An 11,034-nucleotide genomic window follows, 5' to 3' on the forward strand; every position below is an offset into this window, starting at 1 on the left:
GACCCGGCCGGTGGCGCTGCCGGAACCGGATCGGCCGGACCCACGTCCGTCAACCCCCTCCGGGCGGTAGTGTGAATCTTCCCTCCCCACGACCCCCTCCTCCCTCCTCCGGAACAGCCTTGGGCGACACTACTTCGGTCCGAAGACTATGCGGCGTCCGCAGCCGGTGGGTGGCGATCACCCGTGCCGGGGGCGTCAGTGGTTCGTTCAGCCAGCGTGGGCAGACGAGGGAGCGTGGGAGATGGATTTCGACGTCACGGTTGAGATCCCGAAGGGTCACCGCAACAAGTACGAGGTGGACCACGTGACCGGCCGGATCCGGCTGGACCGCACCCTGTTCACGTCGACCCAGTACCCGGCCGACTACGGCTTCATCGAGGGCACCCTGGGCGAGGACGGTGACCCGCTGGACGCCCTGGTGCTCGTCCCCGAGCCCACCTTCCCCGGTTGCCTGATCCGCTGCCGCACCATCGGCATGTTCCGGATGACCGACGAGAAGGGCGGCGACGACAAGGTCCTCTGCGTCCCCTACGAGGACCCCCGTCAGGAACACCTGCGCGACATCCACCACCTGGGCGAGTTCGACCGCCTGGAGATCCAGCACTTCTTCGAGGTCTACAAGGACCTGGAGCCGGGCAAGTCGGTCGAGGGCGCCACCTGGGTCGGCCGGGTCGAGGCCGAGGCCGAGATCGCCGCGTCGTACCGCCGGGCCAGGGAGGCCGAGGAGCGGGGCGAGTCCGCGCACTGACGACCGCGTCGACGAAGGCCCGGCCGGCCCTCGGCCGGGCCTTCGTCGTACGGTCAGCCCAGCAGGCCGCGCGCGGCGTCGTAGAGGCCCAGCACCGCACAGGCCACCGGCACCACCGCCACCACCAGCGCGGTGTCCGTCAGGTCGGCCACCCGCCCGACGTACGGCGAGACCGGCCGCCGGGCGTACGTCGTACCGGCCGCCACGGCGGCCAGCGCCACCAGTAGCCCGCCCACGGCCAGCGCGAGCAGGCCCGCGTCACCGGCCCGGCCGGCGAGCAGCACGCCCAGCACCGTGGCCCCGGCCAACCCGGCCAGCACCGGGGGCACCCGGTGGCGGACCGCCACGAAGAGCCGGGAGCGCAGCAGCAGCACCGCCGAGGTCACCGCCACGAGCAGCCGCCCGGCCACACCCCCGGCGACCCCGAGCGCGTACCCGGCCCCGACCGCTAGCACGGCATGCCCGATCAGCATCCCGGTCAGCATCTCCTCGGTCCGGGCCACCGCCGCGTGCACCCGGACCCGGTCCGGCAGGTCCCGCACGCCGTCGGGGCCACCGGGGCCGGCCGGCAGGGTGATCGGCGGCAGCGGCATCTTGCCCAGCCGGATGGCCAGCAGCGGCAGCGCGCCCAGGGCGAAGACCAGCACGCAGGCCAGCACCGCCGCCGTGCCGGCCGGGTCGAGCAGCAGCCCGCCGAGGGCGGCGGACGCACCGATCGCGCCGACGGTCGCGCCGGCAACGAAGACCCGCAGCCGGGTGGCGGCACCGACCAGGCCGAGCACCGCGACCAGCAACAACGCCACCGAACCGGCCAGCAGCTCGGGGGCGCCCAGCCACGGCAACAGCCGGAACACCCCGACCGGGTCGCCGGAGGAGACCGCGAGGGCGCCGGCGGCGAACGCGTACGGCAGCGCGTATCCGCCGAGGGTGGCACCGGTCGCGCCGTCCCCGTACCCGCGGGAGGCCACCGTGCCGGCGACGGCGAGCACCAGCGCCACGGTGACCGCCACGGTCCAGCCGGCGCGGTGCTGCGGCCCGCCGGCCAGCACGGCGACCAGCCCGACGGTGAGCGGCACCCCGGCGCCGGCGAGCGCGGCGGCCCGGGTGGCCGCCGGTGACCAGGCGCTGCCACGCCGGCGGGCTCCGTCCGCGATCGCCTCGACCACGTCGTCGTACTCCAGTTCCGGCCACTGGTCGTGGGCCGGCACCAGGTGCAGCACCTCGCCGTCGCGGACGCCCTGTGGCAGCAGCGCCTGCGCGGTCACCAGGACCGCGCCGTCGGCGCGCCGGAGCACCCAGCCGCCGTGCCGCTCGCCGTCGTCGGCCAGCCCCTCGCCGGCGTGCCGCAGCAGCTCGGGCAGCAGCTCGGCGAGGGGGACCTGCTCCGGCAGGGCCACGTCGACGCGTCGCCCGGGGGCGCTGATGGTGACCCTGGCCAGCCCGGTGGTCATCGACGGTCTCCATATCGATCGGATGCGACGGCTGACGGACGAGGGGGACTTTACCTACCATGAGCCAGGCTCGGGTTACCGAGCGCCACAGGGGAGGCCGGAGTGTCCACAGTTGTCATCAAACGGCCACCGCGCCGGCCGGCGCCGGAGATCCCGGTCGGCGAGCTGCCCGTCGAGGCGCCGCCGGAGATTCCCCCGGTGACCGAGGGCCGCTGGCAGCAGGCGCTGGTGGTGCTGCCGATGCTGGGCGGCACCGTGGCGATGGCGATGATGTTCGGCCGCGGTGGTGGCCCCTACTCGTACCTGGTGGGCGGGCTGTTCGGGCTCTCCTCGCTGGCGATGCTGGTGACCTCCTGGGGCAGCGCCTCGGGCACCCCCAAGAAGTCGGAGATGATGGCGGCCCGCCGGGAGTACCTTCGGCACCTCACCGCGCTGCGCCGCCGGGTCCGGCAGGCCGCCGGCCAGCAGCGGACCGGGCTCTACTACCGGCATCCCGACCCGGCCCGACTCTGGTCGACGGTGGACAGCCACCGGGTCTGGGAGCGCCGCCCCGCCGACCCCGACTTCGCGGTGGTCCGGGTCGCTGTCGGGCCGCAGACCCTCGCCACCCCGCTGGTGCCCCCGGTCACCCGGCCACTGGAGGAGCTGGAGCCGATGACCGCCGGAGCGCTGCGGCGCTTCCTCGACGCGTACTCGGTGGTGCCGGACCTGCCGGTGGCGCTGTCGCTGCGCAGCTTCGCCCGGGTGTACGTCAAGGGCGAGCCCGCGCCCGGTCAGGCGCCGCACACCGGCTCCCCGGCCGCGCAGGCGCTGGCCCGGGCCGTGCTCACCCAGCTCGCCGTCTTCCACGCGCCGGACGAACTGCTGATCGCCGTCTGCGCGGGCCCGGAGCGGCGGGCGGCCTGGGAGTGGGTGAAGTGGCTGCCGCACGCCCACCACCCGGGCCGCGCCGACGCCCTCGGCCCGGTGCGCCTGGTCACCAGCTCCGCCGCCGAACTGGAACGGCTCCTCGACGAGGTGCTGGCCAACCGGTCCCGGTTCAACCCGGCCGGGCCGGTCACCGACGGGCCACACGTGGTGGTGCTCCTCGACGGCGGCGACCCCACCGGCGCCGCCGACCTGACCGGCGACGGCGGTATCGACGCGGTCACCGTCATCGACCTGGACACTCCGCCGCCCCGCCTGCTCGACCGGTACGCCCTGCTGCTGGAGCTGCGCGGCGGGCGGTTGCACTCGTGGTCGGCCGAGGGGCACGCCGAGGTGGGCACCGCCGACCGGCTGGAGCCGGCGGACGCCGAGGCGGTGGCCCGGCGGCTGGCCCCGCTCCGGCTGGCCAGCACCGTCCGCGGCGGCGAGGCCACGCCCGGGGCGGAGCTGGGGTTGCCGGAGCTGCTCGGCATCGGTGACCCGGAGGGGTTCACCGCCGAGCAGGGCTGGACGCCCCGCGCGCCCCGGGACCGGCTGCGGGTGCCGATCGGGGTGGGCGTCGACGGCGGCGCGATCGAACTGGACCTGAAGGAGTCGGCGCAGGACGGCATGGGCCCGCACGGGTTGCTGATCGGGGCGACCGGCTCGGGAAAGTCGGAGCTGCTGCGCACGCTGGTGCTGGGGCTCGCCGCCACGCACAGCTCCGAACAACTCAACTTCGTGCTGGTCGACTTCAAGGGCGGGGCGACCTTCGCCTCCTTCGACCGGCTGCCGCACACCGCCGCGGTGATCACCAACCTGGCCGACGCGCTGCCGTTGGTCGACCGGATGGTGGACGCCATCAACGGAGAGCTGATGCGCCGGCAGGAGCTACTGCGCCGGGCCGGCAACTTCGCCAGCCTGCGGGACTACGAACGGGCCCGGGCCGCCGGCACCCCGCTCGCCCCGCTGCCGTCGCTGCTGCTCGTCTGCGACGAGTTCTCCGAGCTGCTGTCGGCCAAGCCGGACTTCATCGACCTGTTCGTCCAGATCGGACGGCTGGGCCGGTCGCTCGGCGTGCACCTGCTGCTCGCCAGCCAACGCCTGGAGGAGGGTCGGCTACGGGGACTCGACACCCACCTGTCGTACCGGATCGGGTTGCGGACCTTCTCGGCGCTGGAGTCCCGGACGGTGCTCGGGGTGCCGGACGCGCACGAGTTGCCCCGCTCCCCCGGGCACGGGTACCTGCGCGCCGGCACCGACCCGCTGGTCCGGTTCCGGGCCGCGTACGTCTCGGGGCCGGTGCGCCGCCGGGGCGGTGCGGCCGGCGGCGGCACGGGCGGCCCGCCCCGGCTGCTCACCTTCTCCACCCACCTGGTGCCGGTCCCCGAACCGGCAGCTCCCGCCACGCCGCCCGCCGTCGAGGAGGAGACGGAGAGCCTGCTCGACACGCTGGTCGACCGGCTGGCCGGGCAGGGACCGCCCGCGCACCAGGTCTGGCTGCCGCCGCTGGGCTCCTCGCCCACCCTGGACGAGCTGCTCGGCCCGGCGGGTGTCGATCCGCAGCGCGGCCTCACCGTCGCCAACCCGGAGCTGCACGGCGCCCTCCAGGTGCCGGTGGCGCTGGTCGACAAACCGTTCGAGCAGCGCCGCGACCTGCTCTGGCTCGCGCTGGACGGGGCGGCCGGGCACGTCGCCGTGGTGGGCATGCCGCAGAGCGGCAAGTCGCACGCCCTGCGGACGCTGATCGGCGCGCTGGCGCTCACCCACACCCCGACCGAGGCACAGGTCTACTGCCTCGACTTCGGCGGCGGCGGGCTGGCCGCGCTGCGCGACCTGCCCCACGTGGGCGGGGTAGCCGGGCGGGCCGACCCGACGACGGTCCGGCGGACGGTCGGCGAGATCGCCGCCCTGCTGGCCGACCGGGAGCACCGCTTCGCGGAGCTGGGCGTGGAGTCGATGGCGGCCTGGCGGCAGCGCCGCCGCGCACTGGCCGCCGCCGGGCAGCCGACCGTCGACCCGTACGGCGACGTCTTCCTGGTCGTGGACGGCTGGGCCACCCTGCGCGGCGAGTACGACGACCTGGAACCCCTGATCACCGACCTGGCCACCCGGGGCCTGTCGTACGGGGTGCACGTGGTGGCGAGCGCGGTGCGTTGGATGGACTTCCGCCCCGGGATGCGGGACCTGTTCGGCTCCCGCCTCGAACTGCGCCTCGGCGACCCGTCCGACTCGGTGGCCAAGCGGCCGGCGGCGGCGACCGTACCCGAGAAGACGCCCGGTCGGGGCGTCACCGCGCAGGGCCTGCACTTCCTCACCGCCCTACCGCACCTGACCGGCGCGGGGCCGGGCGAGCTGGTCAAGGCGGTCGGGGCGGCGTGGTCCGGCCCGCCGGCTCCCCCGGTCCGCCTGCTGCCGCCGGTGCTGCCGTACGCCGAACTGGACGTCGCCGCGAGCACCGGACTGGCCTTCCCGGTCGGGGTGGCCGAGGCGGACCTGCGCCCGGTGTTGCTGGACTTCGCCGCCGAGCCGCACCTCATGGTCTTCGGCGACGCCGAGTGCGGCAAGTCGTCCTTCCTCCGTGCCCTGGCCACGTCGATCGCCACCCGGTTCACCCCCGAGCAGGCCCGCATCATCGTGGTCGACTACCGGCGCGGCCTCTACAGCCTCAAGGAGCTGCCGCACTGCATCGGGTACGGCAGCGCGGCCCCGTACACCACCGAGCTGATCGAGTCGGTTTCCGGTTACATGGAGGCGCGGATGCCGGGGCCGGAGGTCACCCCGACGCAACTACGGGAGCGGTCCTGGTGGGCCGGGCCGGAGCTGTTCGTGCTGGTGGACGACTACGACCTGGTGTCCAGCGGTCCGACGAACCCGCTGCACGGGCTGGCGGAGCACCTGCCGCAGGCCCGTGACATCGGGCTGCACCTGGTGCTGACCCGCCGCTGCGGCGGTGCCGGCCGGGCCCAGTACGAGCCGATCGTGCAGCGGTTGCGTGAACTGGCAACGGCTGGCCTGGTGATGAGCGGCAGCCCGGAGGAGGGGCAGCTGGTGGGTGGGATCCGGCCCGGGCCGCTGCCCCCCGGGCGGGCCCGGCTGGTGACCCGGCGGGAGGGCGTACGCCTGGTCCAGCTGGCCCACCTTCCGGCACCGTGACCCGGCCGGCGCGGAACGTCCCGTCACGCGCGGGAAAACCGGTAATCTCCCAGCAGCATGTGTCCGTCGCGACGAATGGCTGAGGATGTGACCAGGGTTCGGCACGGCTCCCCGAGCCGGCTCCGCCGGTTCGCCGGACGGGCGCTGCTCGGCACGGCGGCGACCGTGGTGACGGTCGTCGGTGTGGCTCCGCCCCCGGCGTCGGCCAACCACCGCGCGCTCCCCACCCTGCCGGCAGCCGTGGCACCGCTGACCGAACCGGACTTCGCCCCGGTGGAGACCACCGCCCGGGCCGACCGGATCCGCGACGACCAGTGGCAGCTCGAGGAGTTGCGGGCCGCCACCGCCTGGCGGACCTCCACGGGGCGCGGGGTCGTCGTCGCCGTGATCGACTCCGGGGTGGACGGCTCCCACCCGGATCTCGCGGGCCAGGTGCTGCCCGGCATCGACCTGGTCTCTCCCGGCGGGTCCGCCGAGCCCGACCCGGTGGGTCACGGCACCACGGTGGCCAGCCTGATCGCCGGGCGCAACGACGACAAGCGGGGCGTGGCCGGGCTCGCGCCGGGCTCGCGCATCCTGCCGGTCCGGGTGCTCGACGACGAGAACCGCTACGACGACGCGATGATCGTCGCCAGGGGGGTGCGCTGGGCGGTCGACAACGGCGCCCGGGTGATCAACCTGTCGCTGGGCGGCAGCGGGGACAGCCCCGCCCTGGCCGCCGCGTTGGACTACGCCTTCGCCCGGGACGTCGTCGTGGTCGCCTGCACCGGCAACGTCGCCACCTCGACCAGCCCCAGGGTCTGGTACCCGGCCCGCGAACCCGGCGTCATCGCCGTGGCCGGGCTGGAGGGCACCAGCGAGAACCTGTGGTCCGGTTCGATCACCGGGCATCCCACCATCCTCAGCGCGCCCGCCACCCGGCTGGTCGGTGCCCGTCCGGGCGGTTACTGGGGGGTGCAGGGCACCAGCTTCGCCGCGCCGCTGGTCGCGGCCACCGCGGCCCTGGTCCGGGCCCGCTACCCGGAGATGTCCGCGGGAGACGTGGTCAACCGGCTGCTCACCACCGCGAAGGACATCGGCCCCGTCGGCCGCGACGACCGCTTCGGGTACGGCCGGGTCGACCCGGTCGCGGCACTGACCACGGACGTGCCGCTGGTGCACCACAACCCGCTCGACGACAACAACTCCCCCGGCGTGGTCGGCTTCGGCCCGGCCCCCGGCTCGGCGGACGACACGCGGGCCGGCGGCACCGGCAGCGAACGGCTGGGCCTCACCGCGCCGCGGCAGCAGACCCGGTGGGAGGCCCGGCCGGCCGGCACCACGAACGACGGGGCGCCTCGCCGGCTCTGGACCGGGGTGGCCATCCTCGTCGCCCTGGTCACCGGCGCCGCGCTGACGGTCCGCCGGTTCCGGCAGTGGGGCCGATGAGTGAGTCGGGGCTGATCCGGTCCCGCACGGGGTAACAACCGCCCATGGAAACCCGCACTCCCACACACCCCCCGGTCGGGTACTGGCGGGATCGCCGACTCGACCGCGACCACCCGCTGGGCCTGCGACTGACCCTGGCCGCCGTGGCGGCGTTCCTGGTACTGGTGCCGTTCGCGCTGCTCGCCGCGTTGGTGTTGGCGGGCTGGCCGCCGCTGCACGCCCTGGACGTCGAGGTCACCGAGACGATGCACCGGTACGCGGTCGACAACCCGGCGTGGACGTGGACGATGAACGTCTGGACCGACGTGTTCGGACCTGGACCGCTGCGGATCGCGGCCCTGCCGCTGGTGGTGTGGTTGTGGCGTCGGCACGCCCGGCGGCTGGCGGTCTGGGTGGTCACCACGATGGCCGTCGGTGGGCTGCTCAACGCGCTGCTCAAGGTGCTCGTCGGGCGCCACCGTCCGGACCTGCCCGAGCCGGTCTCCGACGCGGTGGGGTACGCGTTCCCCTCCGGGCACGCGATGAACGCCGCCCTGGCGGCCGGCGTGCTGCTGGTGGTCTTCCTGCCGCTCGCCCGGGGCCGGGCGGGGGTACGGGGTGCGGTCTGGGTGGCGGCACTCGCTCTCGCCGGGGTGACCGGGCTGAGCCGGGTCGTGTTGGGTGTGCACTGGACCAGCGACGTGCTGGCCGGCTGGCTGCTCGGGGCGGCGGTGGTGGCGGGCACCTGCGCCGTCTTCGCCGTCTGGCGGGACCGGCCCGGCGACCGGACGGCCCCTTCCGTGCCGGCGGGTGGCTGACCGGTCGCGCCCCGGTCACCGGCGGCGTGGGGGCGTCAGGTGCAGTCGCCGGTGCCCACCCCGCGGGTACGCTCCGCGCCGGCCAGCGCCACCGGCCGGGCCTCGGCGGCGGTCACCGCGAAGCCGGTGTTCGGGTCGTCCGCGGCGGCGGCGAAGATCACCCCGAGTACCAGTCCGTTCGAGGAGAGCAGCGGCCCGCCGGAGTTACCGCTGCGGACCAGTGCCCGGATCGTGTAGATCTCCCGGGTGACGTCGCCGGAGGAGTAGATGTCCGGCCCGGTGATCCGGTCGATGTCGCGGATCCGGGCCGGGCGCGCGTCGTACGGGCCGTCGAGCGGGAAGCCCAGCACGATCGCGTCGGCGCCGGTGCCGGCCGGGCCGGCGGCGAACCGCAGCGACGGGCCGGGCAGCCCCGGCACGTGCAGCACCGCCAGGTCACGCTGCGGGTCGTAGACGACCACCTCACCGTCGTACCGTTCGCCGCGCAGCTCGACCGCGACGGAACGGGTGCCGGCGACGACGTGCGCGTTGGTCATCACCCGGTCGTCGGCGTACACGAAGCCGGAGCCCTCTATGCGGCGGGAGCAGCTCGGCGCGGATCCCAGCACCTTGACCACCGCGCGCTGGCTGTTCGCCACCACCTGGGAGCCGGCGAGCGTGGGGTCGGGCGGGGAGACCTGCCGTGCCTGGGTGCGGCCCAGTCCGTTGAAGACCTCCGGGAAACCGTTGGTGTCGACCGTGTCCCGCAGCGCGGTGGAGAGCTCCTGCGCCTGGTCCGGCAGGATCCGGTCCACCACGTTGAGCAGGGCGCTGTTCTTGACCGAGGCGGCCAGCCACGGCAGCGACGAGGAGCCGAGCGGGACGGCGACCAGCCAGGCCACCAACATCACCGCGAAGAGTGAGACGAAGGCGCCGCCGATGTCGTCCGCCCGCCTCGCCACGTCGTTGGTGATCGTCCTGCGCAGGTGCGAGCCGAGCCAGCCGGCCAGCGCCTGCCCGAGCACCGCCAGCCCGAAGACGGCGATCAGGGAGACGAGCACCCGGGTGCCGCTGTCGACGAACTGCCGGGCGAACAGCGGGCCCACCTGGAGCCCGAGCAGCGCGCCCAGGAAGAAGCCGGAGAGCGACAGCGCCCCGATGGCGAAGCCCTGGCGGTATCCGCTGATCGCGAACACGAGCAGGAGCAGGAGCAGGAGGAGATCCACGACGGACACGGGTCAAGGGTACGGGCAGCACGCCCGCCTGCGGCGTTGCGCAGGCGGAACGTGACGATCAGGTCAGCGGGCCGGTCATCTCGTCCACCTCGTCGGTGCCCGCCGACGGCGCCGGGGCGGCCCCGGTGGGCGGCAGGTCGACCACCCGGCCGTGTGGCCAGGGGCGGGCCCAGCCGCCCATCTCCAGCAGCGTGGCGAGCACCCCGGCGGTGAATCCCCAGACCAGCATGCCCCGGACGGAGAAGGCCGGACCGATCCAGCCGCTCGGGTGGCGTACCCGCATCCGGTTCTCCGGGTCGACCAGCTCGGCGACGGGCAGCCGGGCGACGTGCGCGACCTCGGCCGGCTCGCGCGGGTGCACCGGGTGTGGCGTGTGCCACCAGGCCAGCACCGGGGTCACCACGAAGTCGCTGACCGGAATCCAGAGTTTCGGCAGCTCAGCCAGGACGGTGACGCTGGACGGATCGAGCCCGACCTCCTCGTTCGCCTCGCGCAGCGCGGTCGCCGGCGCGTCGGCGTCCTCCGGGTCGGCCGCGCCGCCCGGGAACGCCGGCTGACCGGCGTGGTTACGCAGCGTCGCGGCGCGTTGGAGGACCAGCACGTCCGGCCCGGCAGCCGGCTCCTCGCCCAGCAGCACCAGCACCGCGCTCTCCCGGCCGCCTGTCTCGGGGGTGGTGAGCCGGGTGAAGTCCTCGGCCCGGGCGGTGCCCAGCCGGGCCAGCAGCGGGTCCATCCAGTCGGGCGGGCAGCCGGTCACGGCCGTGCCCCGGCTTCCGGCCACCACGGCGGCGGCCCGAGCCGGGCGCTCACGGTTGTCTCTTCCGCTCGCGCCCGCGGGGCTCGCACGATCGGCCCACTCCTCGCGCTCACGCCGGCACCTCCACGCCGAGGTGCTGCCGCACCAGTGCGGCGAGGCGCGCGTCGTCGAGGGCGCCGCTGGCGTCGACGTGGCGGACCCGGCCCTGGGCGTCGACCAGCAGGGTGAGCGGAAGGGCGGTGCGCCTCAGCTCCCGTTGCAGCGCCTCACCCTGGTCGAACAGGACGGGGAAACGGATCCCGAAGTCCTCACCGATCGACTGGGCGGCGCTGCGGGTGTCCCGGCTGTTGACGCCGAGCACCTGGAGCCGGCCGGTGGTCCGTTCGCTGAGCCGCTGGAAGGCGGGGAGTTCCTTGCGGCAGGGCGGGCACCAGGAGGCCCAGAGGTTGATCACGGCGGGGCCGTGGACGTCCCGCAGTGCCACCGGCGCACCGCCGGTGAAGCAGGTGAGGATCAGCGCGGGCAGCCGGCCGCCGTCGTCGGCCGCCGGGGCGGAGGCCGGGGTACCCGGGGTGGC

General features: G+C 74.9%; 8 protein-coding genes. 4 read left to right on the plus strand and 4 right to left on the minus strand.

Translation table 11 applies throughout. The features are described from left to right. Positions 1–241 precede the first annotated feature (241 nt). Entirely contained in the window at positions 242–748 is a 507-nt protein-coding gene (locus tag E1165_RS25265) for an inorganic diphosphatase (protein WP_132184143.1), read from the plus strand. Between the two features lie 53 nt (positions 749–801). Here the strand turns inward: E1165_RS25265 and eccD are convergent, their stop codons facing one another. Next, a complete protein-coding gene (gene eccD, locus E1165_RS25270; protein WP_132394231.1) occupies positions 802–2,199 on the minus strand; it encodes a type VII secretion integral membrane protein EccD in 1,398 nt (465 codons plus the stop codon). Positions 2,200–2,301: 102 nt separating this feature from the next. Between eccD and eccCa the strand changes: the two genes are divergently transcribed. From eccCa to E1165_RS25285, 3 genes are all read left to right on the plus strand, one after another. Beyond that, a complete protein-coding gene (gene eccCa / locus E1165_RS25275) occupies positions 2,302–6,261 on the plus strand; it encodes a type VII secretion protein EccCa (RefSeq protein WP_132394232.1) in 3,960 nt (1,319 codons plus the stop codon). Between the two features lie 75 nt (positions 6,262–6,336). Beyond that, positions 6,337–7,689, plus strand: a complete 1,353-nt coding sequence (gene mycP / locus E1165_RS25280) for a type VII secretion-associated serine protease mycosin (protein ID WP_165945322.1) — start codon at positions 6,337–6,339, stop codon at positions 7,687–7,689. Between the two features lie 44 nt (positions 7,690–7,733). Next, positions 7,734–8,486, plus strand: a complete 753-nt coding sequence (locus tag E1165_RS25285; RefSeq protein ID WP_132394233.1) for a phosphatase PAP2 family protein — start codon at positions 7,734–7,736, stop codon at positions 8,484–8,486. Between the two features lie 35 nt (positions 8,487–8,521). Here the strand turns inward: E1165_RS25285 and E1165_RS25290 are convergent, their stop codons facing one another. From E1165_RS25290 to E1165_RS25300, 3 genes are all read right to left on the minus strand, one after another. Then, entirely contained in the window at positions 8,522–9,700 is a 1,179-nt protein-coding gene (locus E1165_RS25290; protein ID WP_132394234.1) for a MarP family serine protease, read from the minus strand. Between the two features lie 58 nt (positions 9,701–9,758). After that, positions 9,759–10,433, minus strand: a complete 675-nt coding sequence (locus tag E1165_RS25295; RefSeq protein ID WP_207917035.1) for a CoA pyrophosphatase — start codon at positions 10,431–10,433, stop codon at positions 9,759–9,761. 133 nt (positions 10,434–10,566) lie between these two features. Then, positions 10,567–11,034, minus strand: a 468-nt coding sequence (locus tag E1165_RS25300) for a TlpA disulfide reductase family protein (protein WP_132394235.1), incomplete at its 5' end; no start/stop codon positions are given.

This window comes from Micromonospora sp. KC723, from assembly GCF_004348595.1.
Classification (GTDB): Bacteria; Actinomycetota; Actinomycetes; order Mycobacteriales; family Micromonosporaceae; genus Micromonospora.